We start from the raw sequence: 25225 nt of genomic DNA, 5'->3' as shown, positions 1-25225 counted from the left end.
GGCCGAGGCCTGTTGCTTACCGGCATCAGGATGGTTATTTTGTCGGACGGCAGTGGCGCTTGTAGTAGCCTTCCGGCACCTGGACATTCTTCTCGGCGTTCGCGAGCGCCTCTCCCACGTTGTTGCCGGTCCCCTCTGCTTCCAGCCAGCCAACGGTGGCGCCGCCCTTGTTTTCAACCTTGTCACACCTGACCTTAGCGGTAACGGTTGCCGCCTCCGCCACCCCCGTTCCGACGAGCGCCGATACCACGACACCCGCACTCACGATAGCGGCGCCCAGGCTCCTGCCGAATTTCGATTTCATTCCGTTCTCCCTTTGTCAACCGGCCACGGTTTTCGTCATCTGCGACCGGATCGATATGAAACAAACTGCACAGGTCTTATCGAATGATTCTCGAAGTTACCTCCCCCACCAATGAAATTTCGGTGGCTCATCAACCGCTCAACCGGTACTCTGATGCCGAAACCGTCCGACCCGAGACCACAAAAGGAATCCAATGACCAGCCTATTCAATAAGCTGGAGATTGTGATCTTCAGCACCGACGAAGAGTTCGAGGACCTTCGGTCCTACGTCGAAGAGATTGTCGACGCATATGCCGAACAGGGCACCTTCGACATCGCTTCCACCACTCTTTCACCGGAACAACACGAGCTGAGCAAAGAGTGGTTCGCCCGGAACCCCGGAAAGGACGCTGGGCCACGGACTCATCATCGGATCGTCATCAACCAGAACCGTGACGACCCAATCCACCTTCAGCTGACCCACATCGCTGACGGGGTGACAGCGCACCTGGCGTCCACTTACTCGGACAGAGACGACGGTTACACCGACAAAGTGGTCTGGTCACACCGCATGCTCTCCGAGTAAACCTGCCGCGGTATCGTGTCTGCTGAAATTCTTGACCGACACGATACCGCGGCAGCGTGTTCTCCTCTCGGCTACGACGGAACGACGCATCCGTGCCAGCTGATGTAGCTAGTACCTTGTGTGCCGCATTCGTTGTGGCTCAGAGTGCTTCGCAGATTGTCCGCTTCCAGCCACTGTTCGGGAATCTCCAGCTTCTGGAGCTCGAGAACGTCAAGTACAGTCATGTCATCCTCCTCTCTTTTCAAATCGTCGCTTGTGGCCGAGCATGGCCGCCTTGATCACGCGGTTCGCGAGCCAAGTCCTTGGGTTGGTTCCGGTATAGGAGGCAGAAGCCCATAGTCGCGTCGTTTCATCATGGACTCCACGTGCATCACTCCACTGGAGCCGGAGGCGAGATCCGTTGTGATGCGGAAATTCGAATCTCCAGGAATAGCCCAGGTATCTGACGACATCCGGACCGCCATACTTCGGACCATCCGATTGAGATCGGAAACGGGCCGCACGGGAAGGTCCATCACCATCTTCAAACCATTTGTGCCGTAGAGTAGACCAGCATATCCATTGAACAAACTGCAATTGACGGTGAATAACGTAGAATCTACCCTGGCGAGATCCTCTAGGCACGACGTCACTTTGCCGTCGAGTCGCTTGACATCGACATTGTTCAACGCCACACCGAATCCCGCGGATCCCGTCGCAAGATACGGTATCAGCCGCTTTCCCTGCTTGTAATGAAGTATGTTTCTGTCGTCTCTCTCGTAATGGTCCAATTCAGTGAGCAGAGCATGATTCATTGCATCGACGAAGAGATCATCACCGAACCGACGGTGTGCCTCCGCGAACAACCACGCCAGCCCCAGGTGGCCGTACATCAGACCCGATGTTTGCGCGGTGAATCTGTTGGTCATCACCTTGCTTTCCGGAGGAGGAAGCAACGGGACACCGGCGCAGTATCGCTGCGCAGCATCCGCCAGCTGTGCCGCCAAATCGGGAACGAGCACCGACTCGACGTCGGGGAAATGCTCCATCCGCAGAGCGGCAAGCATAATGCCTGCCTTCCCGTCGAAGATGCGCCATCCGTCCGCGCGATCCAGCAGATTCGTATCTCTCGCGAGCTTTTCCGCGGCCACGGCCTCGTTCAGGACGAGCAGGGCATAAATCGACCCGCACAATCCATCGAAGAGTCCGGACCTAGTGACCCGGCCCGCCTCGGCGACCACTTGTCGGATGGCCGAATCACCGAACATGTCGGGCAAAGCGAGTGCGTGGCCCGCGGCGCCGAAGGCCAGGCCGAAGAGGGAGTCCTCCAGCGCCTCGGCATGGACGGGTAATCGATTCAGCCGATCGTGCGCCGCCCCGAGAACCGCAGGGAGATCGTCGCGAAGAGCAGCCAAAAAGTCCTTCGGAGGAGGCTTTTGTTGCATAGTTGCCGGCAAGGACAGCTCCGCCATGATGCCGTCCCGTTTGATCACATTCTCGGCTACGCCGTCCGGCACGCGACCGTTATGTCGCTCCAGGACTTCCATCAATCCTGGAAGCGCCCAATTGAAGCGATTCGACGTGATCTCGGCGTGCTCCACCCTTGCCGTGAGCATCTGCGTGATCGTCTGCGCGAGGGCATACGAATCTATGTCCTGAGGGGCAACACCGGGCGGCGGGGCGAACCCCGGTGCGTGTATACCGCTCGATTTCCAACCGGTGATGTCCTTGGCGGTTTCGAAATCAATGATTGTGACAGCCAGCGTATCGGGATCGACAATGATGTTTCGGGGATGGAGATCCGCGTGAACCAGACCTGCTTTTCGTATATGTTTGACCCCACGCTCCGCGTTGTCCAGAATCACGCCGCAGTCTTTCCCATACCGATCCCAATCGGCGCCGTCCGCCGCGTAAAGCGGCATATTGTCGACTATCCATGATTGCAGTGTGATACCGGCAGCACGGGACATCGCCATGAAGTAATGACCGCCCACCTCCCCGCTCCAGAGAACTCGCGGAAAGAGGTCCGGATTGCCTAGCCGGCGGATGGTCGTCACCTCATCACGTATCCTTCGATAGCCATCGCGGCCGTCCGGCGTGTAACCTGCGTTCGGCCGTCCCTCCTTGACGACGACTTTCTCGCCATTTTCCAGCATCGTGGCGAGGTAAACTCCGCCTGCGTTGGAATGACTGATAGCAGATTCGATAGTGAATGGAACAGGTCCACCCCGAGGTCGGTCCATGACGCCCCGCAAGAATTCCGGTATTTCCAACCAGGGAGGTGGGCTGAACCAGGGCAGCCGCTGGTCCTCCTCCGGTCGTCCATCCGGGTCGATGATGCACAGCTTTCCGTCGACCTCCAGCCGCCGGAATCCACCGTATCTGACGAAAACGGGTCCACGCTTCCACCGCAGATCGGTCAGAATGTGCGGACCGTCGAAATCGGCAGTACGATTACCCAACTCGACGACCGCCCGCTCAAGCCGATCCGAATCGGAATATATAGTCACTAGCTTTCCGGAGGATACCCGGTCGGCATTCTTGGAGTTCGTCGCACGATACTGTGCGATCGATGCAGCAACCTTGAAGTGCAAGCCCATATCTCGACAAAGATCTGCGGCGATTTCTGCTACTTTTCGCTCTATACCCAGTGCGGCGCTGAGATGGATTTTCCAACCCTGATGAGGAGCGTCCGGACCAACGTCGGGAGTCCAATATGTCCAATATTTGCCGGTTTGTGATGTATATCCTGGAATCTCCCCAGCGAAAACCCTGTCAGCATCGTCTACGCCGGCTTCCGACGGTGTGCTGAAGAATTCACGGTCCCGCATGCAATACTGCTCTAAGATCATCTCGGACTCACTTTGATCAGGAGATCGGACACGGATTGGGATAGTTTGGATTTCGATACCAATCGCCGGAGATTCCTATACAGCACTCCGGCTCTTGGGCAATGATTTCGCATTCATCCCCGGAAGGCTGCGGAAAATACTGAGCAGCAGCAGCCGATTCTCCTGTGACAACGGCTGTAACGATCACAACCAAACCAACAACCTTAACGAACACGGAAACCCTCCCCGACGTTTGCTCGTGCGAGTCGCATGCATAGTTGATGTCAATCTCAAGGCTAATTCAGGTGGCACTTAGCATCGCCGCTGGTAGCGACCACGGGGCCGCCCAGCGTCGCGCCTTGTCTGAAAATGCCTCTTTGTATTGGATGTGAATAGAAGTACACCGACGTACCAAACCGCGCTCGGTTCGGGTTTCTTATCAACTGCTCAAACAGTAGTTATGCCGATAACAGATCGGTGTGCAACTATATTGAAGAACCCCTCCCAGCAGATGATGCCTCCCCAGCCTCCCATGTGAGCATAGTACGCAATTTGACGTTGCGCAACAGGGTGCGTTGTAGTTGTTCGCTTGAGGGACAACGTTTTTCGCCGGTTGCCACGCCCGAGACTCGACGAGCTCCCGGCAGTCGCTGCAGTCCGGATTCGCCGCGGTCGGACAAGGGCGTTGGCGCTCGGCTCGAAAGTGTCCATCACGCAGCCATATTCAGTCGGCAGGTGACGATCGAGGTTCGATTGTCCTGCTTTGCGCCTGGTAGGCCGTAGCGCAACGGTTGAGGGCCGTTGTGCAGTCACCGATGCTCGCACCCCAACGCGCCAGAATGCTCGCGGCATCCGAGCACGCCAGCGACAGGCGGTCGCCGAACTGTCGATAGTTTTTGGCCTACTTGGGACGGATTCCTCTGTGCGGCAGCGAATGGCGCTGCCGAGTCCAGATCCAGTACGGTCTTGGCTCGAGACGGCCAGATCCGTCGCGGTGCCCTGCACCGCAATCGTGTCGATGGTTGCAACAGCTATTCCTGTTCCGATGGAATCGCCGCTCGGGGCATGCATGGTCCAGCCCTCCGTTTGGGGAACAACGGATTCCACCGCCAGTCTCTCGGTTTCGGAACGATCCGCCGGTCGCGCACGCCAGGCTACCGGTCCGCTCCTTCCTCGATTCTTGATTGGTCACTAGGTAGGACGCGCTGGGGTTCCAAACGGTTCCAACAAATTTCGGAGTCCTCGACGCGCCACATCATGACGGAGGCGGAGACGCGGCCCGGCAGCGCCGGCGATTGCGGTCCGACCGTGTGCATGAACCGTCTGCCGGCCTCGCAGCGCTACAAACGCCACAAGCAGCGCTGGAAGCGCTACGAGAAGCAGCGCCCCGGCCACCATGTGCAGATCGATGTGAAGTTCATCGAACCGATCACCGCCGCGGCCGGGCGGCGCAAGCGCGTCTACCAGTACACCGCCATCGACGACTGCACCCGGCTGCGGGTGCTGCGTGTCTACCCCGCTCGGACCAGAAGACCGCGATCCAGTTCCTGGACTACGTCCTCGCCCGGCTGCCGTTCCAGGTCGAGAAGATCCAGACCGACAATGGTGCGGAGTTCCAGTCGGCCATCCACTGGCACGTGATCGACCAGGGCATCGGCCACACCTACATCAAACCGGCAACCCCGCGCCTCAACGGCAAGGTGGAGCGCTCGCACCGCATCGACGCCGAAGAGTCCTACCGCCTCCTCGATGGTGTCGTCATCGACGACACCGGGTTGTTCAATGACAAGCTCGAGGAATGGGAGGATTACTACGACTTCCACCGCCCCCACGGCGGCCTCGCAGGGCAGACGCCCTATGAGAGGCTGCATAGAAGACGCAGGCCCACACTGTCAACGGGCCATCGTCAGTAGCACAACTAGATGGCAATTGGCCGCTCAACACACGGTACTGTCGTCCCCATGACCAGCGGCGATGCGTTTAGGGAGCACACTGGTAACTCGTCGGGCACGCCCAAACCAGCAGCGGCACTGAACGCGGGACCTGGACGCATGTCTCGCGTCACCCGACCGGTACGGCCCGAAGACCCGGAGAGGTCGGAGTGCCTGCGGGAATTCGAGGGGCATCGACCGCGGCTGTTCGCGCTCGCCTACCGGATGCTCGGCTCGGCCACCGAGGCCGAGGACGCGGTGCAGGAGACCTATCTGCGCTGGGACGGCGCCGACCGCGCCCGAATCCGTTCCGCCGAGGCATGGTTGACCACCGCGCTGGTGAATCTGTGCCGTACCTGGTTGGTTTCGGCGCGGGCCAGGCGGGAGACCTACGTCGGCCCGTGGCTGCCCGAGCCGGTGCCGACCGCGCGCGGCGAACTCGGTCCGCTGGAGACCGTGGAAGAGCGCGAACTGGTCTCGCTGGCCCTGCTGAGCGCGCTGGAGCGGCTGACCCCGGTCGAGCGCGCCGTCTTCGTGCTGCGCGAGGCCTTCGGCTACGCCCACCGTGAGATCGCCGACATGCTCGACGTGACCGAGGCGAACTCCCAGCAGATCTTCCGCCGGGCGGGCCGGCGCGTGCGAGAAGGCCGGGCCCGCTTCAGCATTCCGGCCGGGCACGCTCACGAACTGATCGAGCGGTTCCTGAAGGCGGCGCGCGACGGCGACATCGAGGCGCTGGAGCGGATGCTCGCCGCCGACGTGAGCGCGACCGCCGACGGCGGCGGCCAGGTCAACGCGGCTCGGCGGCCGGTGCTCGGCGCGAACCAGGTGGCGCGGTACCTGGCGGGTCTGTTGCGCTGGGAGGTACCCGGGATGCGGTTGCTCGTGGAAGAGGTCAACGGCGCCCCCGCCGCGGTCGCGCGGGTGGACGGCGCGCCGCTGCTCGTGGTGGGTATCGAGGCGGCCGACGGTGCGGTCACCGCGCTGCGGTTGATCGTCAATCCGGAGAAACTGTCCTATTTCGCGCGGTCCACCGGGCCGGATGGCGTCGTCGGCGCGCTGCCGGACAGGCGTCGACGCCCGGTGTGACGCGCTTCACGGCCCTGATTTGTCAGGTTCCGGGGGCCTGTCCGGTCTGAAGGGTGATGGCCGATCGAAAGGAGCCACATCATGACCGGACAGCATCGGATCGTCGTGCTCGGCGCGGGGTACGCGGGATTGGCGGCGGCCCGCAGGCTGGCTCGCACGGCGCGGGACGCGCGGATCACCGTGGTGGACGCCCACACGTCGTTCGTAGAGCGGGTACGGCTGCACCAGCAGGCGTCCGGCCAGCACATCCCCGCTTGGGATCTGCGGGAATTGCTGGAGAGCAAGCGGATCGAGTTCGTGAACGCACGGGCGACGGACATCGATACGGCCGGAAAGCGCGTGGTGCTCGACGCGGCGCAGGCCCTCGACTACGACGCCCTGATCTACGCCCTCGGCAGCATCGCCGATGTCGAGAGCGTTCCCGGGGTGGCCGCACACGCCTATTCGGTCGCGACGCAGGAGGACGTGAACTCGCTGCCGGTGCCGGGCGGACCGGTGGCGGTCGTCGGAGCCGGGGCGACCGGCATCGAACTGGCGGCGGAACTGGCCGAATCGCATCCGGGCACCCGGGTGCTGCTGCTCGGGTCGGAGGAGCCGGGCGCCTGGCTGTCGGCGCGGGCGCAGGCGCACATCAGGCGGACACTGGAGCGTCTCGGAGTCGAGATCCGCTCCGGCGCCAAGGTGATCGAGGTTTCGCCCGATGGCCCGCGCTTGGCCGACGGTTCGCTGGTCGAGGCCGCGATAACGGTGTGGACCACGGGGTTTCGCGTGCCCGATCTCGCCGCCCGGTCCGGCCTGGCGGTGGATTCGCACGGCCGGGTGCTGACCGACTCGACCTTGCGTTCGGTGTCGCACCCGGACGTCTACGCGGCGGGTGACGCGGCCGTCATCGCAGGGCCGGGCGGTCGCGATCTGCGCATGGCGTGCGCCACGGCGCTGCCCACCGGCAAGCACGCGGCCGATGCCGTCGTCGCCCGGATGCGCGGTCGCGAGCCGGAAGAGTTCGAGTTCCGGTATGTGCTCCAGTGCCTCAGCCTGGGGCGCCGGGACGGGCTCGTCCAGGCGGTGCGGGCTGACGACGCACCGGCGCGGACGGTGCTGACCGGGCGGACGGCGGCGTGGGTGAAGGAGCGCATCGTGCGGGGCGCGGCCTGGCAGGCGCGCCCCTGAACTAAACGTCAACCAGTCGTTGACGACTGGGCATCGTCAACCTATCGTTGACGCATGACTTCACAATTCCGCCTCGACGACCTGATCGAGGGCATCAAGAAAGCCCGTCCCGACAACGTGCTCGAGCAACTGTCCGACGCCGTGGTCGTGGCGAATCATCTCGATGAAGTGGCCGACCACCTGATCGGCCACTTCGTCGACCAGGCCCGGCGCTCCGGCGCCTCGTGGACCGACATCGGGGCAAGCATGGGCGTCACCAAGCAGGCCGCGCAGAAGCGGTTCGTGCCCAAAGTGCCCGATCCGGGCGCCGCGGCGGCCATGGACCCGAACACGGGCTTCGCTCGTTTCACCGCGCGGGCGCGGGCGGTAGTGATGGCGGCGCAGGAGGCCGCGCGCGCGGCGGGCAACCGCGAAATCGCCCTCGGGCACGTGGTGCTCGGCCTGCTCACCGAACCGCAGGGTCTCGCGGTGCACGAACTCGTCGCTCGTGGCGTGGCCCTCGACGTGCTCTCCGCCGCGGCCTCCGCGTCCCTGCCACCGAGCGAAGGGGAAGTCCCCCCGCTGATCCCGTTCGGCGCGGAGGCCAAGAAGGTGCTCGAGCTCACCTTCCGCGAGGCGCTTCGGCTGGGGCACAACTACATCGGCACCGAGCACATCCTGCTCGCCCTGCTCGAACAGGAGAACGGCGCGGGCCTGCTCAGCGACCTCGGCGTCGACAAGGCCAGTGTCGAAACGCATCTGGTCGAGGTGCTCGCGTCCATCACGACCGGGAAACCCTGAGTCCCGATGGGCGGCGGAAGAGTCCGCGCGGGGATCGCGCTCGCTTTCGCGGTGTCTTTGCTGGTGATCGGGCTGCCTCGGCGATCGGTGCCGTTGCACCGTATCCACAACCTCGTCAACGGGTTCCGCGGTGCGCGGGCGGCACGGGCGCGGCGGCGGCGGGCGTTGCGCACCCGGGGCGCGGGGAACCCCGGGCCACGCCGGACCGCTACGACCGGCCTACCGGCGAGTCGAGCGGCCTGATCACGCCCGTCCGGCCAGGCCGCCGCCCCATCGCGGCCACCGAGCCTGCGGCTTCGGCTCGGCGACCAAAGACTCACGGTGGATGTCGGTGACGTACAGGGGTAGTCGCGGTTCCAGCTCGGCGAGCAGCGCGAGGCCGCGTCCGCCTTGTGCGGCACGGTATTCCCGCATGGTCAGCCCGACGATCTGCAGGAACAGCACGCGGCCGTGCGGGCTGTCGATGGCGCCGAGTTCCGGGTCGGCCGTGAAGCAGACGGCGTGATTGGTGCAGTCCGCGTGGCCCGCCGCGATCGGCCCGTTCGCTTTGATGGTGTGTCCCGGTTCGAACCACTTGCCGGACTGGAAGACGTAGCGGGCGAGGTTCTGCACGAAGTTCGCCGGCCACACGGGCGGTTCGGTGTCGCCGGGCTCGCGCGCCAACCGGAAGGTGAATTCGAAACCCCAGCCGGACTCCGCCGGGTTGTCCCATTCCTTCTCGTACAGTTCGGTCATCCCGTAGCTGACGTAGTGCCAGTGCGGCACCGGGTCGGTGCGGGGGTACGCGCTGATCCCGTCGAGCGGGTCGGACCCACCCAGGGACCACGGGTGGTCGGACGCCCAGTGAAAGGGCTCGATATCGCCGTACAGCGGCCGCAATGCCCCGTCGATGGCATCCCAGCCGGGTTTCTCACTCACCCAGCCACCATAGGCACGGCGTGTCCGGCTGTACGCGAGGGCGTCCGACGCTCAGGACGGGTCAGGCATCGGGCACATTGCGGGCGAGTTCGGCCAGCCAGGCCGCCGCCGAGGCGTCGCTCGGCGCGCGCCAATCGCCGCGCGGCGACAGCGATCCGCCGGAGCCGACCTTCGGCGCGTTCGGCAGCGTCGAGCGCTTGAACTGGCTGGTCTGCACGAAGCGCAGCAGGAACTCGCCGAGCCAGTGCTTGATCGTCGCGAGGTCGTAGGCGTTGCGCTGGTCGGCGGGGACGAGGTCGGGCCAGCGGCCGGTCGCGGGATCGGACCACGCGTGGCTGGCCAGATAGGCGACGCGGCTGGGCAGGTAACCGAAGCGCAGCACGTAGTAGAGGTGGAAGTCTTGCAACTCGTACGGGCCGACGGCGGCCTCCGAACTCTGCGACGGCGCCGAGGGATCGGCGTTCGGAACGAGTTCGGGGGAGATCTCGGTGCGCAGGATCGAGGACAGCACCTCACCCGCTTCGGCGCCGAGCTGCTCGGTGTCCACCGCCCAGGCGATCAGGTATTTGATCAGCGTCTTGGGCACCGAGGCGTTGACGCTGTAGTGCGCCATGTGGTCGCCGACGCCGAACGTGCACCAGCCGAGCGCGAGCTCGCTGAGGTCGCCGGTGCCGACCACGAGCGCGCCGTGCAGGTTGGCCAGCCGGAACAGATGCGAGGTGCGCTCGCCCGCCTGCACGTTCTCGTAGGTGACGTCGTACACCGGTGCGCCGTCGGCGGCCGGATGGCCGAGGTCGCGCAGCATCTGGGTGGCGGAGGGGCGGATGTCGATCTCGCGCGCCGTGACGCCGAGGGCGGCCATCAGGCGGTGTGCGTCGGTTCTGGTCCTGGTGCTGGTCGCGAAGCCGGGCATGGTGTAGGCCAGCACGTTCGACCGCGGCAGGCCGAGCCGATCCATCGCCTTGGCCGCGACGATCAGCGCCTGGGTGGAGTCCAGCCCGCCGGACACCCCGATCACCACCCGCTCGAGCCCGGTGGCGCGCAAACGCGTGCTCAGGCCCTCGATCTGGATGTGGTGCACCTCGGCGCAGCGCTCGTTGCGCACGGCCGGGTCGGCGGGAACGTAGGGGAAGCGCTCGATCTCGCGGCGCAGCGGGACCGAGACCTCGGGGACGGGCAGCCGGACGTCGATGCGCCGCATCGCGACCAGCCGGTCCCGGTGGTCGTGCACATTGTCGGCGAAACTGGTGGTGCGCAAGCGATCCGCGGCGAGGCGGCGCAGGTCCAGGTCGGCGGTGACCAGCTGGGGATGATCGCAGAACCGCTCACCCTCGGCGAGCAGGTCGCCGTTCTCGCAGATCAGCGCCTGCCCGTCCCAGGCGAGGTCGGTGGTGGACTCGCCGTGGCCCGCCGCGGAGTACAGGTAGGCCGCGAGATACCGCGCCGAATGCGAGGTGCACAGCGACCGCCGGTAGTCGGCCTTCCCGATCACGATATTGCTCGCGGACAGGTTGACCAGCACGGTCGCCCCGGCCAGCGCGGCGAACCCGCTCGGCGGCAACGGCACCCACCCGTCCTCGCAGATCTCCAGGTGGAAGACGAAGTCGTCGAGATTGTTCGCGCGCAACAGCAGATCGGACCCGAACGGCGCCCGGTGCCCGGCCACCGTGACATGGTCCTCCAGCACCTCCCGCGCCGCCGCGAACTGGCGCGTCTCGTAGAACTCCCGATAGTTCGGCAGGTAGCTCTTCGGCGCTACGCCGAGCACGAGGCCGCGGCAGATGGCGATCGCGCAGTTGAACAACCGGCCTTGGGTCCGCACCGGAGCGCCCACCACGAGCACCGTGTCGATGTCCGTGCTCGCCGCGACAACGCGCTCGAGCGCCGCCTCGACCGCGGCGTCCAGCGCGTCCTGCTGGAACAGGTCGTCGGCGGTGTAGGAGGACAAGCCCAACTCGGGGAACACCGTCAGTACCGCGCCCGCCGCCGCGGCTTGCGCGGCCAGTTCCACGGTCTGCTCCACGTTGTAGGCGGGGTCGGCCACCCGTACCCGGGGCACCGCGACCGCCACCCGGGCGAAGCCGTGCCGGTACAGCGAATCGAACGGCAGGTCGGCCACCCTGCGTCCCCTTCCGGGATGAGGTTGATCATGGTCCAGTCGGAATCTACGCCCCGGCGGGCGCGGTGGCGCGGCGTCGAATTCCCGGCTGTCCGACAAATGACCCGCTGACCTGCGATTTCGTCGCACGGGCCAGAGACGGCGAATCTTCCGGCCGAAGATGTGAACCCCTGGCGGCTAAGCTATAGCAATGGCGGATGAAATGGATTCCGACCTAATAGCGGGGGAACGGCGCGCAGATCTGCTGCGCGCGCTTTCGTATGTGTCCACCGAGTCCCAACCGGACGGCAGCTATGTGGTGAACGGCGACCTGCCGCCGGACGTCGCGCCGCCGTTCATTCGCGCCATCATGCGGGTGGAGGCGGAGTTGCTACTGCACGACGCCGAACTCGTCACCGTCGAGGAGGGCGAGCCCCGCACGCCCGAGGAACGCCGCACCGACGCCTTCGTCGCGCTGGTCCTGCGCGTCGACGACCGCCATTAGCGGCGCGGCGGCGCGGGCGGACCTTGCACTCGACACCCCTGAGTGCTAAAAATGCTCTTGGCACTCTCGACCTGTGAGTGCCAGGTCGGGACGGTGAGACCGGGTTCCGTAGACACCCTCGGTCGTCCGTCGCGGGCACCGAACCTGGCCAGCGTAACTGGGGCGACCCAACCGGCGGTCGTCCTGTGTGTCAGCCATACACATGGAGGATCTCAACAACGCCATGGCCAAGACAATTGCGTATGACGAAGAGGCCCGCCGCGGCCTCGAGCGGGGCCTCAACAGCCTCGCCGACGCGGTCAAGGTGACGCTGGGCCCCAAGGGTCGCAACGTTGTCCTGGAGAAGAAGTGGGGCGCCCCCACGATCACCAACGATGGTGTGTCCATCGCCAAGGAGATCGAGCTGGAGGACCCGTACGAGAAGATCGGCGCCGAGCTGGTCAAGGAAGTCGCCAAGAAGACCGACGACGTCGCGGGCGACGGCACCACCACCGCGACCGTGCTCGCCCAGGCGCTGGTGCGCGAGGGCCTGCGCAACGTCGCGGCCGGCGCGAACCCGCTGGGCCTGAAGCGTGGCATCGAGAAGGCCGTCGAGGCCGTCACCGCCAAGCTGCTCGACACCGCCAAGGAGGTCGAGACCAAGGAGCAGATCGCCGCCACCGCCGGTATCTCGGCAGGCGACGCGTCCATCGGTGAGCTGATCGCCGAGGCCATGGACAAGGTCGGCAAGGAAGGCGTCATCACCGTCGAGGAGAGCAACACCTTCGGCCTCCAGCTGGAGCTGACCGAGGGCATGCGCTTCGACAAGGGGTACATCTCCGGCTACTTCGTCACCGACCCGGAGCGTCAGGAAGCGGTCCTCGAGGACCCGTACATCCTGCTGGTCGGCTCGAAGGTCTCCACCGTCAAGGACCTGCTGCCGCTGCTGGAGAAGGTCATCCAGGCCGGTAAGCCGCTGCTGATCATCGCCGAGGACGTCGAGGGCGAGGCCCTGTCGACCCTGGTCGTGAACAAGATCCGCGGCACCTTCAAGTCCGTCGCCGTCAAGGCGCCCGGCTTCGGCGATCGCCGCAAGGCGCAGCTGGCCGACATCGGCATCCTGACCGGTGGCGAGGTCATCACCGAAGAGGTGGGCCTGTCGCTGGAGAACGCGGGCCTCGAGCTGCTCGGCCAGGCGCGCAAGGTCGTCGTCACCAAGGACGAGACCACCATCGTCGAGGGCGCGGGCGACCCGGAGGCCATCAAGGGCCGGGTCCAGCAGATCCGTGGCGAGATCGAGAACTCCGACTCGGACTACGACCGGGAGAAGCTGCAGGAGCGTCTGGCCAAGCTGGCCGGCGGTGTCGCGGTGATCAAGGCGGGCGCGGCCACCGAGGTGGAGCTCAAGGAGCGCAAGCACCGCATCGAGGACGCCGTTCGCAACGCGAAGGCGGCCGTCGAGGAGGGCATCGTCGCCGGTGGTGGCGTGGCCCTGCTGCAGTCGGCTCCGGCGCTGGACGAGCTGAAGCTCTCCGGTGACGAGGCCACCGGCGCGAACATCGTGAAGGTCGCGCTTTCGGCTCCGCTGAAGCAGATCGCGTTCAACGCGGGCCTCGAGCCCGGCGTGGTCGCCGAGAAGGTGTCCAACCTGCCCGCGGGCCACGGCCTGAACGCCGACTCGGGCGAGTACGAGGACCTGCTGGCCGCCGGCGTCGCCGACCCGGTCAAGGTCACCCGTTCGGCGCTGCAGAACGCGGCTTCGATCGCGGCCCTGTTCCTAACCACGGAGGCCGTTGTCGCCGACAAGCCGGAGAAGGCCGCCGCTCCCGCCGGCGACCCGACCGGTGGCATGGGCGGCATGGACTTCTGAGTCCGGCCACCCGGCAGCACAGTTCGAACCGGAAGCCGGTCCACCGCGAGGTGGGCCGGCTGTCGGCGTTTCGGCATCAGATTCCGTCGAGGGTGACGACGGCGAACGGCGTCTCCGGGCTGCCCGGCCCCATCGGACCGCCCTTGTCGAACTGGGAGGAGACGATCAGGGTCCGGTCACCGGCGCGGGCCAGGGTCGTGGGAATGGCCAGGGTCTCGTCGGTGCGCTGCTGCGCGAGCGTCGCGGTGGCGCCGTCGTCGGAGATGGTCCAGCGGCTGATCGTGTTGGTGGTGTTGTGCGCGGCCCAGAGGGTGCCCTCGCGCAGTTCGAGTCCGTCGCCCTGCCGCAGATCGCCGCCGCGCAGGGTGACTTTGCCGATGGGGCTCGCCTCCTGGGTCAAGGCGATGCGGTACAGCTCGCCGCGCGGCATGTCGACCGTGAGCAGATAACGGCCCGCCGGATCGGCGACGATGCCGTTCAGCGTGAAGGCGCCCGGCTCGATGGGCGGCAGGGCGGAGCGCAGGTCGAATCGCGGGGTCAGTTCGCCGCGCCCGCCCTGTGCCCGAGCGGCGGCGAGTTGGTCCGGGGTGACGCGATAGACGACTGCCCGAATGCTGTCGGTGAGGTACGCGGTGCCGTCCGGTGTGATGGCGAGATCGTTCACGAAGCGCGGCTCGGTGCCCGGCACGGTGAAGTCGGCGAGCAGGGCGCGCGTCGCGATGTCGTAGACCGCGACCCCGGTGGTCGAATCGGTGACCCAGAGCCGGCCTGCCGTGTCGACCTTCAAGCCGTTGGCGGTCTTGTGGTCGTTGGCGCCTTCGGGCAGGAAGACCTCGGCCCGTCGCGCGTTCGGTGACGCGCGGTAGACCGCGCCGGTGCTGTAGGAGCCGACGTAGCTGTCTCCGGTGCGTGCGTCCACCGCGATGCCCTCGGGGTAGACGCGATCGCCCGGCAGTTCGTAGACGGTGTGGACGGCAGTGCTGGGCGCGTCGCTCGTGCCGCAGGCGACGACCGTGAGGCAGGCGCTTCCAGCGGCGAGGCTCGACAGCAGGCGGCGGGACAGGGCGTGGGGCATCGGGCACCTCTTCGAGATCATGCGATCAAATGTGTTCACATCAAACAACGGGCATGAATCTATGTTAGAACTCTAATAACAGTCAAGGCTGAAACTAGTGAACGCGCGGATACCATGCGCTTATGACGTCGATGCCCGCCGCCGAACGGATCGGCTCGTATCTCAAACGTGCCGAGCAGTCCCTCAACACGGCCAAGAACGCCGCGTTGAAGCCGGCGGGCGTCACCGTCCCGCAGTACGCCGCGCTGCTGTTCCTCGCCGAGAACCCCGGTATCTCGGCCGCCGCCCTGGCCCGGCTCTGCGGCGTCACCCCGCCGTCGATGAACACGGTGCTCGGCAATCTGCAGGACCGCGGTCTCATCGAGCGCACACCGCATCCGTGGCACAAGAACGTCCTGGAGACCACGCTGACCGACAAGGGCGCGGCGCTCATGCACGATGCGGACGCGCGCGCCATCCGCGTCGAACGCGCGTTGGCCGAGGAGTTCACCGCCGCCGAGCGAGACACCCTGCAGGAGTTGCTCACTCGGTGTGCCGACCGGCTGGACTCGATCCGTCCCGATCCGGCCGCTTGAGTCGCACGAGCAGTGGCGCATTGCCCGGGGATGCGCCACCGCGTGAGCACGGATCAAGCAGGGGTGGGGGCTGGAGTCTTGCTGGGGGACTGGGCCTTCTGGAGCGCGAGGGCGAGCGCCAGGCAGGCGATGAGTGTGGAGGTCCACGGCAGCCACGCGCTGCCGGACGAATCCAGCACGGTCGCGCCGACTATCGATCCGATTCCCGCGCCCAGGTAGATGGCCGAACCGTTCAGGCCGAGCGCGACGGTCGGCGCGTCGGGCGCGATGCCGAACAGGCGATGCTGCTGGGGGACCAGGATCGCCGAACCGAACAACCCCGTGACGGCGAGCGCGACGAATACCGCCCAGGCGGTATGGATGGCCACGCCGAGCAGCGCGAGGCCGAGTAGCGCGCCGACCAGCCCCACCGTCAGGGTGCGCTGCGGGCCGTAGCGGTCGACCGCCCGGCCCGCCCGCGCGTTACCGATCACCTGGCCGATGCCCATGGCCAGCAGCAACCAGGCGAGCATGCTCTGCGGTACCGATGCCGCGACGACCACCGGCAGATAGACGATGGTGGTGTAGACCGCCGTGATCTGCAGTGTCGTCACGAGCAGTACCCGCAGCACCGGCGGCCGGGTCAGCACGCCGATCCGGTCGCGCAGCCCTGTGCTCGACAGTGTCACTCGGGGTAGCAGGAGCACCAGCAGCGCTGCGAGCGCGCCGCCCAGCGCGATGCCCCACAGCACGCCGCGCCAGCCGATCCAGCGCTCGGCGAAAATGCCGATCGGCACGCCCGCGACGCTGGACAGCGTGATACCCGCGGTCACGATCGACAGCGCTCGTCCCCGGTGCGCGTCATCGGCGATCACGCCCGCGACGGCGAACGCGTTGGCCTGGAAGGCGGCGGCCCCGATGGCCGCGACGACGCGCGCGGCGGCCATGACGGCGAAGCTTTCGCCCGCGGCCTGCCCGATCATGCCGATCACGAAAAGTACGGCGCCGCCGCCGAGTAGCCAGCGGCGATCCCAGGACCCGGTGGCGGCGGCGATCAACGGCGAGGCGATGGCGTAGGTCCAAGCGAACATCGTGGTCAGCTGCCCCGCGGTGGGCACCGAGACGTGCAGATCGGCGGCGATGAGCGGCAGCAGGCCGCTGAGCACGAAGCCGTCGGTGCCGAGCACGAAAGTGCCCACTGCGAGCGGAAGGAGGGAGCGGTACAGATTGTTCGATGATTGTCGAAGCATCATAGGATGAGCGTGAGTTATGATTCGATTGTTGTCAAACGATCGGATAATGGAGATGCGCCCGCTGCCGCAGCCGAGTACCGCCGACATCGACCTGGTCCGGGTGCTGAGCGCCCTGGCCGACCCGGTCCGGCTGGAACTGGTGCGCGCGCTTGCCGGGGAGCGAGAACCGCTGAGCTGCAACGTCAGAGAGTTCGACGTGGAGATCACGGCGGCCACCGCTTCGCACCACTGGAAGGTGTTGCGCGACGCGGGCGTCACGACGACTTTCGCCTCCGGCCGCAACCGGCTGGTGCAACTGCGCCGCGCCGACCTGAACGAGCGTTTCCCCGGCCTGCTGGACGCCGTCATCGCCGGAGTTTAACGCTGACCCTGGCCGTCGGGCGCGGTGTCAGCCCGGCAGGAGGAAGGCCACGAGGAACCCTGCGGCCGTGGCCATCCCGACCCACCAGCCGCCTTCTCGGTAGGCCTCCGGCATCAGCGAGGCGAGCAACGCCTTCGGCAGTCGCCGGTGCAATCCGATCGCGGCGCCCAGGATCAGCGGCACGGCCGTTCCGAGTCCATAGAGCAGCGCTTCCGGCATGGGATCACCCTAGGTCGGCCTGCCGGGGCCGCCGGTCGGTCGTACGCTGAAGCCATGCCTGACCGCGGTCGGATTCGAGGCGTGCTCTACGACATCGACGGCGTCCTGGTGACCTCCTGGCAGGAGGTCGAGGGCGCCGCCGCCGCGGTGCGCCGGATCGGCGAGCGCGGTCTGCGCCGGGCCTTCCTGACCAACACCACCTCGCGCACCTGCGCCGAGATCGCGGAACGCCTGTGCGACACCGGCATCGAAGTCGACTCCGCCGAGATCGTCACTGCCGCACGCCTCACCGCCGAGTTCGTGCGCAGTCGCTACCCGGACGCCGCGGTCTGGGTGCTCAATCACGGTGACATCGAGACCGACCTCACGGGGTTGACGCTCGACGCCGATCATCCGGGCGTGGTCGTGATCGGCGGTGCCGGACCGGAATTCACCCACTCGGCGCTGAGCCGGGTGGTGGAACTGATGCTGGACGGTGTACCCGTCGTCGCCATGCACAGCGGGCTGACCTGGGCGACGGCGGAGGGGCTGCTCGTCGACGCGGGCGTGTATCTGCCCGGCTTGGAGGCGGCGGGCAATGCGCGCATCGAGGTGGTGGGCAAGCCCGCGGCGTCCGGTTTCCGGACCGCGGCGGCGCTGATGCGGCTGGACCCGGCGGAGGTCCTGATGATCGGTGACGACCTGTACTCGGATGTGCTTGCGGCGCAAGACGCGGGCTTGACCGGCGTTCTGGTGCGCACCGGCAAATTCCGGCCCGCGGTGCTCGCGTCGGCCGACCGCGCGCCGGATCACGTCATCGATTCGGTGGCCGCGCTGCCGGAATTACTGGCCGCCGCGACAGAGCGGGCGAACCTACCGTAACCGGCGAATCGGAACCCCACAAAAAATTCTACAGTTTCCCTCTAAAATTGCCCGTAATCACGAGGGCCCTGGGTATCGTCTGTTCCGGCAAATAGCCAGTGACAAGTAATGTCCTACGGTCAGATCGGAGTTGCCGAATGCTCGATCCGTTGATGAGCGTGCTTGTGTGCAAGCTACTATGGTCGCCGGGTTTCGGCCCGGCGACCGATCAATGAGGTAGCAACTGCTCAGCCAACTTTCGGCTAACTCGATGTCGGCCGAGGGTTGTAACGAAGGGCCCGATCGATGACGATGAGTTCGGGCCCTTCTGTATTGTCTGCCCCAATGTCACAGGATGCGAATACGGGTCGAATGTATGCCGGGCAACCCGTGGAGGACCGGCAGCGTCAGCGGCGTGCGCGTTTTCTGGAGTCAGGCCTGACGGTCTTCGCACGGGACGGTTACGCCAATAGTTCGGTCGGCGCCATCTGCAAGGACGCCGGACTGTCCTCGCGGCAGTTCTACGAAGAATTCACCGGTCGCGAGTCCCTACTCCTGGAGCTCTACGAGCAGATCGACCGGGAGTCGCGGGACGCCGTGAAGAAGGCGCTGGACGCGAAGTCCGGCGCCAAGTCGCTGGAGGTCATCGACGCCGCCGTTCGCGCCTACGTCGAATCCATCGGATCCGATCCGCGCAAGGCGCGCGTCGCCTTGGTCGAAGTGGTCGGCGCGGGCCCGAAGGTGGAGAAGTTCCGCCTGGCGGTGCGCCGGGAATGGGGTTCGCTGCTGGCCGGGGCCGCCGAGGACGCCGCGCTGCACGGTGAGATACCCACCGGCGACTACGAGATGCGGATGCTCGCCATCATCGGCGCGGTCAACTACGTGGTGGACTCGTGGAGCGGCGCGGACCCGCGCCCGCCGCTCGACGACGTGATCCGGGTACTGAGCAGGGTGATCATCGGCGCCGTCCGCGCATAGCGCTCCGGCCTGCGGGACCGCGCGCCGGGAGCGCGGTAACGTGCGGGAATGCAGACAGTTCCGATCCAGATGCCGGACGGCACCACTGTTCCGGTGCGGTTGGTCCCCGCCGAGGGCGCGCACCGGCATCCGGTCACCCCGGACGCACCGCGCCCGGTCCTGGTGATCGTGCCCGGGCTCGGCGTTCCGGCGGGCTACTACGAACTGTTCGCGTCGACCCTGGCCAAGCGCGGGTTCGACGTGGCCGTCGGCGAGATGCGCGGCAACGGCGACAGCAGGCCGAAGCCGAGCTCCAACAGCACCTTCGGTTACCACGAGCTGGTCTCGGTGGATTTCCCGGCGATCTTCGAGGTGGTCCGCGAGCAGTTCCCGGACAGTACGCCGTACCTGGTCGGTCACAGTATGGGCGGCCAGCTCGGCGTCATGTACGCCGCGCGCATCCGGGGCAGGCTGGGCGGGCTGATCCTGATCGCGTCCGGCACCCCGTATTACCGCGGCTATCGCGGACTTTCGAGTCCGGGCATGCTGGTGGGCACCGCCGCGATGTCGCTGACGGCCAACCTGGCCGGCTTCTGGCCCGGTGACCGGGTCGCGATGGGTTTCGGCCGTCAGTCCAAGGTGCTGATCTCGGATTGGGCCCGGTTGGCGCGCACCGGCCGGTTCGTGCCGGTCGGCGCGGACATCGACTACGAGGAGCGCATCGCGCGGCTGCGGCTGCCGGTGCTGTCCATCACGATGACCGGCGACGACCTCACCCCGCCCAGCTCCGCCGAGCACCTGCTGGAGAAGCTGCCCAACGCCGAGGTGACGCGCTGGCGGCAACCGGAACCGCTGGGCCACAACGGCTGGATCAGGCAGTGCGGCAGCACGGTTGACCAGATCGAGAAGTGGTTGCGGGACCGTTGAGGACCGATCGCGTCCGGGCGTACCCTCCGCCTTCGCTCCGGCCGTGCGCGGGTCGAAGTCAGGCGCGTCGCTCGATCAGCATCTGGGTGAAGAACTCATAGATCAGTGCCGCCTGGAAGGCCGACTGCTTGTTGTCCGCCGCGCCGCCGTGGCCGCCTTCGATGTTCTCGTGGTACCAGAACTCGTGGCCCTGCTCCTCCAGCAGCGCCGCCATCTTTCGGGCGTGGCCGGGATGCACCCGGTCGTCCCTGGTCGAGGTGGTGAGCAGGATCGGCGGGTAGGCACGGTCGGCGCGAGCGTTCTGGTAGGGCGAGTACTTGCCGATGAAATCCCACTCCTCCGGCTCGTCGGGGTCGCCGTACTCGGCCATCCACGACGCGCCCGCCAGCAGCAGGTGGTAGCGCTTCATGTCCAGCAGCGGCACCTGGCAGACGATCGCACCGAACAACTCGGGGTAGCGGGTCAGCATCACGCCCATGAGCAGTCCGCCGTTGCTGCCCCCGACCGCGCCGAGCTGGTCGGCGGTGGTGATACCGCGCGCGACGAGATCTGCGGCGATCGAGGAGAAGTCCTCGTACACCTTGTGCCGGTTGGCTTTCTGCACCGAGGTGTGCCATTGCGGCCCGTACTCGCCGCCGCCGCGGATGTTCGTCATCACCCAGGTTCCGCCGCGCTCCAGCCAGCCCATGCCCGAGGCACCGCTGTAGCCCGGGGTGCGCGACACTTCGAACCCGCCGTAGCCGGACATCACCGTCGGCCCCGGACCGTCCTCGCGGTCGCGGTGGCGGATCACGAAGTACGGCACCGGCGTGCCGTCGTCGGATCGGGCGAAGAACTGCTCGGTCTCGACCCCGTCGGCGTCGAAGAATCCGGGCTCCTGCTTGAGTCGTTCGGTGCGCCCGCCGACCGCGCTGGCCAGCAGGGTGGACGGGGTGGTGAAACCGCTGGTGTTCAGCATGAACTCGTCGCCGCCCTCCAGCGGGTCGAGATTCAGCACACTGGTGGTCGCCATCGGTGGAGTGTCGGCCAGCGGCTCGCGACGCCAGCCGTCCGCGTCGGGGGTCAGCACGTAGAGCTTGGTCTGCACGTCCTCGAGGGTGACCAGCAGCAGGTGGTTCTCGGTCCAGCCGTAACCGTGCAGTGAGGTGTGCGCGTCCGGGGTGAAGATCACCTCGAAATCCCGTGCGCCGGCCAGGAACTTCTCGAAGTCGGTGGCCAGCAACGCACCCGCGGGGTAGCTCGCGCCACCGATCTCCCACGGCGACTTCAGCCGCACCAGCAGCCAGTCCTTGTACCAGGATTCGCTGGCGTCGCTGGGCAGGTCGAGATGGCGCAGTGTGCCGTCGTCGGCCAGCAGGTAGACCTCTTCGTTGAAGAAGTCGGTGGCCCGGCCGACATAGTGTCGTTCGTAACCCGGGGTGCGGTCGTAGCCCGCCGAGACCGCGACGTCGCCGGGCTGGCCCTCGAAGACGGTTTCCGCCTCGTCCAAGGGGGTGCCGCGGCGCCACAGTTTCGCGATTCGCGGATAGCCCGAATCGGTCAGTGAGCCGGGACCGAAGTCGGTGCCCACGTACACCGCGTCGATGTCGATCCAGCGGATCTCGGACTTCGCCTCGGGCAGGAAGTAGCCGCCGTCGGCCGGCTCGAGGAACACCCTGCGTTCGAGGTCGAACTCACGGACCACCTTCGCGTCCGCACCGCCGCGCGACAGGCTGATCAGCGCCCGGGACTGTTCCGGACGCAGCACCGCGGCCCCGCCCCACACCCAGTTCTCGTCCTCGGCGGCGGCCACCGCGTCCAGGTCGATCAGCACGTCCCAGTTCGGGGCGTCCGCGGCGTACTCGGCGAACGTGGTGCGCCGCCAGAGGCCGCGTGGGTGTCCGGCGTCCCGCCAGAAGTTGTAGAGCCAGGGGCCGCGGCGAGCCGGGTAGGCGATCTTCGTGTCGGTGTCGAGCATGTCGAGGATGCGCCGCTCCAGCTCACGGAAGCGATCGGAGTCGGCGAAGCGGGCGCGCACGACGGCATTGTGCGCGCGCGCCCAGTCCAGGGCGCGCTCGTCGGACACTTCTTCGAGCCAGAGGTAGGGGTCGGTCACATTCCGCTCAACGCCGCTCATCCCCACATTGTGGCCCAGCGGCGCGCAGCGGGTTCACCAGGAGTGTGCTACGTCGACGACGACGCGGGATCCGGCGCCCGGTCCGTCGAGGGTGTGCACCTTGACCGGCAACCGGGCGCGCGTGCCCAAACCGACCGTGGTCTGGCCTTCGAAGGAACCGGCCCAGGCCACCTGACGGAAGGTCCGGTAGTCCCGCACGTCGGCGAGTTCGGCCCGGTTCGCGGGGTCATAGGTCGGAGTGAACGCGTCGTCGTAGGCGGGCGCGTTGACGGTGATGCTCAGGAACGCCCCGCCGCGCAGCGGAACGGGTGCGCCGGAGCCGTCCATGACCACTCGCTCGACATAGCCGACGTGGTAGCCCGGCACGGGTCCGGCGACGTCGAAGACCAGGCGGTCGAAGCAGTCGTGCCGCCCGGCGCGCACGCCGGTCAGCGGCGCGAGCGTCTGGGCCCGGCTCACCTTGGGTATCGAACCCCATCCGGAGGCGCAGTCCGGGGCGGCGGACGCGGGAGCGGGCGCGATCCAGAGACCGGCGAATGTCACGGAGGAAACCAACAGCAGAAGCAAGCGACGCATGGCCGCACCGCCTTCGGGGCACAGGGGATTGATGTATAACGTGCATCGCACGCCGGGAACGCACTGTTACGCGCGCCGGAACACCGAAAAGTGTTGGTGAGCGGGGCAACTCGGGCAGTGCACGGGCCCTCGTCGGCTCGGTGTTTGCTGCGTTCCTACACCCGCACGGCTCGGACAGTAGGATCGCTGCTCCGATGCCGATCCGACCAGGAGGTCCCAGGTTGCCGCCGTTTCTCTGGGAACAGCACTGCTGTCTACCGCTGTCGCCCGCCGCGCGCATCGGCGACCTCGCGCGCTATCCGGCCGGATCGTACCTGTCGGTGAACGTCGGATATTCGCGTCAATCGACCGCGGACGCCATGGCGCTGCTGGATCGTTTTCGCCATGACGCGTCGGCGGACGGTCGGTTTCGTCTCGTCCGCGGCGTCGAGGACATCGGAGCCTCCGACACCATCGCGCTCGCGTTCGATCTGGAGGACTCCGGCCCGCTCGGTGGCGACCTGGACAACGTCGCGCGGTTCTACGACCTCGGCGTGCGATCGCTGCTGCCCGCCTACAACCACGCCAACGCGGCGGGCTGTGGATGCCTGGACACCGAGGACACCGGGCTCACCGGATACGGGCGCGACCTCGTGCACACCCTCAACGAAGTCGGGATGTTCGCCGACGGCTCCCACTGTTCCCGGCGCACCGGGCTGGAGCTGGCCGAGCTGAGCGTGGTCCCGATGATCTACAGCCACTCGAACTTCGCCGCACTGTGGGAACACCCGCGCAACATCACCGACGAACAGGCGCGAGCCTGTGCGGCGACCGGCGGCGTGATCGGAATCAACGGCGTCGGAATCTTCCTGGGCCGCAATGCCGTCCACGAGCGCGCCGAGCGGATCGAGGCGATGGCTCGGCACATCGAGTACGGCGCCGAGCTGGTCGGGATCGAGCACATCGGGATCGGCTCGGACTACTCCTTCGACGCCGAGGACTTCAACGCCGAAATGCGGAACAACCCGGACGCTTTCTCCGAGGCGTACACCAAATGGGGCCCGCTGCAATGGGTCCCACCCGAGGACCTGACCGGCACCGCCGATCAACCCGGCCTCGACGAAGTGCTGGCCCGACGCGGTTTCACCCCAGCCGACCGAACAGCGGTATTCGGCGGAAACTTCCTACGCGTCGCCCAACAAGTCTGGCGCCCCTGAACCCACACCCCCACAGCCCCTCCGTGAGTGGCACATGGCCGAGAGGTCTACTCCCGTTCTGCCACAGCCATGTGCCACTCACGTTCACGACAGGTGTACGAGCATCTTGCCGATGTTGGCGCCGGCGAGGACGCCGAGGAAGGCGGCGGGTGCTTGGTCGAGACCGTCGTAGACGGTCTCCTTGGTGCGCAGGGTGCCGTCGGCGAGCCATCCGGTCGCTTTGGCGATGTACTCGCCGAAGATCGGGAAATAGCTGGTGACCAGCATGCCGCGCAGGGATAGTTCCTTGGTCGCGGCGAGGTACAGGTCCGGGCCGGGGGCGGCGCCGTCAGTGGCTCCGTTGTAGCCGCTGATGGCGCCGACCAGCGCGATGCGGCCCTTGGGGTGCATGGCCTCCACCGCGACGCGCAGGTGTTCCCCTCCGACGGAGTCGAGATACACATCGATGCCGCCGGGAGCGGCCGACGTCAACTGGCCCGCGAGGTCGCCTGCGCGGTAGTCGATGGCGGCGTCGAAGCCGAACTCGTCGAGCAGCAGCGCCGTCTTGGCCGCGCCGCCCGCCGACCCGATGACCCGTGCCGCGCCGAGCGCCTTGGCGATCTGCCCCGCGACGCTGCCGACCGCGCCCGCCGCCGCGGAGATGAACACGGTGTCGCCGGGTTCGACCCGCGCCACATCGGTCAGCGCCGCGTACGCGGTCAGGCCGGTGGTGCCGAGCGCGCCGAGGTAGTGCTGCGGTGCGGCGAGCGAGGTGTCCACGGGTGTGGCGGTGGCGGCATCGACCACCGCGTAGTCGCGCCAGCCCGCGAAATGGGTCACCGTCGCGCCCACCGGAATGCTCGACGCCGAGGCGATCACCTCGCCGAGTGCCGAGCCCTCCAGGGCCGCGCCCACCTGGAACGGGGGAATGTAGGACGGACGATCGTCCATCCGTCCGCGCATGTACGGGTCCACCGACATCCAGGTGTTGCGCACCAGGATCTGTCCTTCGGCGAGTTCGGGTATCGGCCGTTCGACCAGCGCGAAGTTCGCGGCGGTCGGTGCGCCGACCGGCCGCGCGGCGAGTTGGTACTCACGCGAGGTGATCGGGAGGGTCGAGGTGGTCTCGGTCATGACGGTGCCTTTCCGAAGC

General features: G+C 66.6%; 23 protein-coding genes and 1 pseudogene. 14 read left to right on the top strand and 10 right to left on the bottom strand.

Going from position 1 to position 25225, the window contains the following annotated elements; genetic code table 11:
• Positions 1-34: 34 nt before the first annotated feature.
• Positions 35-304, bottom strand: coding sequence for a hypothetical protein (locus IU450_RS01230; RefSeq protein WP_043699293.1), 270 nt, complete (start codon positions 302-304; stop codon positions 35-37).
• 193 nt (positions 305-497) lie between these two features.
• On the opposite strand from IU450_RS01230, the gene IU450_RS01225 reads away from it, so the two are divergent.
• Complete coding sequence (locus tag IU450_RS01225) at positions 498-869, top strand: hypothetical protein (RefSeq protein ID WP_195147928.1); 372 nt, start codon at positions 498-500, stop codon at positions 867-869.
• 278 nt (positions 870-1147) lie between these two features.
• On the opposite strand, the gene IU450_RS01220 is transcribed toward IU450_RS01225, so the two are convergent.
• A complete protein-coding gene (locus IU450_RS01220; RefSeq protein WP_195147927.1) occupies positions 1148-3700 on the bottom strand; it encodes a protein kinase domain-containing protein in 2553 nt (850 codons plus the stop codon).
• Positions 3701-4936: 1236 nt separating this feature from the next.
• Here IU450_RS01220 and IU450_RS39450 point away from each other — a divergent pair.
• From IU450_RS39450 to IU450_RS01200, 5 genes are all read left to right on the top strand, one after another.
• Positions 4937-5320, top strand: a complete 384-nt coding sequence (locus IU450_RS39450) for a hypothetical protein (protein ID WP_228834154.1) — start codon at positions 4937-4939, stop codon at positions 5318-5320.
• Positions 5317-5592, top strand: a complete 276-nt coding sequence (locus IU450_RS39445) for an integrase core domain-containing protein (RefSeq protein ID WP_324197489.1) — start codon at positions 5317-5319, stop codon at positions 5590-5592. The genes IU450_RS39450 and IU450_RS39445 overlap by 4 nt, the downstream gene beginning before the upstream one ends.
• A gap of 138 nt (positions 5593-5730) precedes the next feature.
• Positions 5731-6699 carry an RNA polymerase sigma-70 factor gene (locus tag IU450_RS01210; RefSeq protein ID WP_195147926.1) on the top strand — a complete coding sequence of 323 codons (969 nt, stop codon included), beginning with the start codon at positions 5731-5733 and terminating at the stop codon, positions 6697-6699.
• An 81-nt stretch (positions 6700-6780) separates the two neighbouring features.
• Positions 6781-7869 carry an NAD(P)/FAD-dependent oxidoreductase gene (locus IU450_RS01205; protein WP_195147925.1) on the top strand — a complete coding sequence of 363 codons (1089 nt, stop codon included), beginning with the start codon at positions 6781-6783 and terminating at the stop codon, positions 7867-7869.
• A 54-nt stretch (positions 7870-7923) separates the two neighbouring features.
• Entirely contained in the window at positions 7924-8649 is a 726-nt protein-coding gene (locus IU450_RS01200) for a Clp protease N-terminal domain-containing protein (RefSeq protein ID WP_195147924.1), read from the top strand.
• 243 nt (positions 8650-8892) lie between these two features.
• On the opposite strand, the gene IU450_RS01195 is transcribed toward IU450_RS01200, so the two are convergent.
• Both IU450_RS01195 and IU450_RS01190 read right to left on the bottom strand, forming a co-directional pair.
• Entirely contained in the window at positions 8893-9567 is a 675-nt protein-coding gene (locus IU450_RS01195) for a suppressor of fused domain protein (RefSeq protein ID WP_195147923.1), read from the bottom strand.
• A gap of 61 nt (positions 9568-9628) precedes the next feature.
• Positions 9629-11686 (bottom strand): NAD(+) synthase, encoded by a 2058-nt coding sequence (locus tag IU450_RS01190; RefSeq protein ID WP_195147922.1) that lies wholly within the window; start codon positions 11684-11686, stop codon positions 9629-9631.
• 190 nt (positions 11687-11876) lie between these two features.
• Between IU450_RS01190 and IU450_RS01185 the strand changes: the two genes are divergently transcribed.
• Positions 11877-12170 (top strand): hypothetical protein, encoded by a 294-nt coding sequence (locus tag IU450_RS01185; protein WP_043733678.1) that lies wholly within the window; start codon positions 11877-11879, stop codon positions 12168-12170.
• A 223-nt stretch (positions 12171-12393) separates the two neighbouring features.
• Complete coding sequence (gene groL, locus IU450_RS01180) at positions 12394-14019, top strand: chaperonin GroEL (protein WP_174183369.1); 1626 nt, start codon at positions 12394-12396, stop codon at positions 14017-14019.
• Between the two features lie 76 nt (positions 14020-14095).
• Here groL and IU450_RS01175 read toward each other — a convergent pair whose 3' ends face one another.
• Positions 14096-15094: an SMP-30/gluconolactonase/LRE family protein gene (locus IU450_RS01175; protein WP_195147921.1), complete on the bottom strand. Its 999-nt coding sequence runs from the start codon at positions 15092-15094 to the stop codon at positions 14096-14098.
• Between the two features lie 122 nt (positions 15095-15216).
• On the opposite strand from IU450_RS01175, the gene IU450_RS01170 reads away from it, so the two are divergent.
• Positions 15217-15669 (top strand): MarR family winged helix-turn-helix transcriptional regulator, encoded by a 453-nt coding sequence (locus IU450_RS01170; protein WP_228833894.1) that lies wholly within the window; start codon positions 15217-15219, stop codon positions 15667-15669.
• Positions 15670-15722: 53 nt separating this feature from the next.
• On the opposite strand, the gene IU450_RS01165 is transcribed toward IU450_RS01170, so the two are convergent.
• Positions 15723-16901: an MFS transporter gene (locus tag IU450_RS01165; protein WP_195147920.1), complete on the bottom strand. Its 1179-nt coding sequence runs from the start codon at positions 16899-16901 to the stop codon at positions 15723-15725.
• 46 nt (positions 16902-16947) lie between these two features.
• Between IU450_RS01165 and IU450_RS01160 the strand changes: the two genes are divergently transcribed.
• Positions 16948-17262, top strand: coding sequence for an ArsR/SmtB family transcription factor (locus IU450_RS01160; RefSeq protein WP_228833893.1), 315 nt, complete (start codon positions 16948-16950; stop codon positions 17260-17262).
• A 27-nt stretch (positions 17263-17289) separates the two neighbouring features.
• Here IU450_RS01160 and IU450_RS01155 read toward each other — a convergent pair.
• Positions 17290-17391: pseudogene (locus tag IU450_RS01155) on the bottom strand (ZIP family metal transporter); the annotation flags it as partial.
• 144 nt (positions 17392-17535) lie between these two features.
• Between IU450_RS01155 and IU450_RS01150 the strand changes: the two are divergent.
• From IU450_RS01150 to IU450_RS01140, 3 genes are all read left to right on the top strand, one after another.
• Positions 17536-18342, top strand: coding sequence for an HAD-IIA family hydrolase (locus tag IU450_RS01150; protein ID WP_195147919.1), 807 nt, complete (start codon positions 17536-17538; stop codon positions 18340-18342).
• Positions 18343-18666: 324 nt separating this feature from the next.
• Complete coding sequence (locus IU450_RS01145) at positions 18667-19299, top strand: TetR/AcrR family transcriptional regulator (protein ID WP_043699260.1); 633 nt, start codon at positions 18667-18669, stop codon at positions 19297-19299.
• Positions 19300-19347: 48 nt separating this feature from the next.
• The gene (locus IU450_RS01140) at positions 19348-20205 is read left to right on the top strand and encodes an alpha/beta fold hydrolase (RefSeq protein ID WP_195147918.1); all 858 of its coding nucleotides are present in this window, start codon (positions 19348-19350) and stop codon (positions 20203-20205) included.
• Between the two features lie 58 nt (positions 20206-20263).
• Here IU450_RS01140 and IU450_RS01135 read toward each other — a convergent pair whose 3' ends face one another.
• Both IU450_RS01135 and IU450_RS01130 read right to left on the bottom strand, forming a co-directional pair.
• Positions 20264-22321 carry a prolyl oligopeptidase family serine peptidase gene (locus IU450_RS01135; RefSeq protein ID WP_195147917.1) on the bottom strand — a complete coding sequence of 686 codons (2058 nt, stop codon included), beginning with the start codon at positions 22319-22321 and terminating at the stop codon, positions 20264-20266.
• A gap of 33 nt (positions 22322-22354) precedes the next feature.
• A complete protein-coding gene (locus IU450_RS01130) occupies positions 22355-22897 on the bottom strand; it encodes a hypothetical protein (protein WP_195147916.1) in 543 nt (180 codons plus the stop codon).
• Between the two features lie 194 nt (positions 22898-23091).
• Here IU450_RS01130 and IU450_RS01125 point away from each other — a divergent pair, with 194 nt between their 5' ends.
• Entirely contained in the window at positions 23092-24093 is a 1002-nt protein-coding gene (locus tag IU450_RS01125; RefSeq protein WP_195147915.1) for a membrane dipeptidase, read from the top strand.
• Between the two features lie 84 nt (positions 24094-24177).
• Here the strand turns inward: IU450_RS01125 and IU450_RS01120 are convergent, their stop codons facing one another.
• Positions 24178-25206: an NADP-dependent oxidoreductase gene (locus tag IU450_RS01120; protein ID WP_195147914.1), complete on the bottom strand. Its 1029-nt coding sequence runs from the start codon at positions 25204-25206 to the stop codon at positions 24178-24180.
• Between the last annotated feature and the right edge of the window lie 19 nt (positions 25207-25225).

The organism is Nocardia abscessus, assembly GCF_015477775.1.
Taxonomy (GTDB): Bacteria; Actinomycetota; Actinomycetes; order Mycobacteriales; family Mycobacteriaceae; genus Nocardia; species Nocardia abscessus_A.
This window is presented reverse-complemented; position numbering and strand designations above follow the sequence as displayed.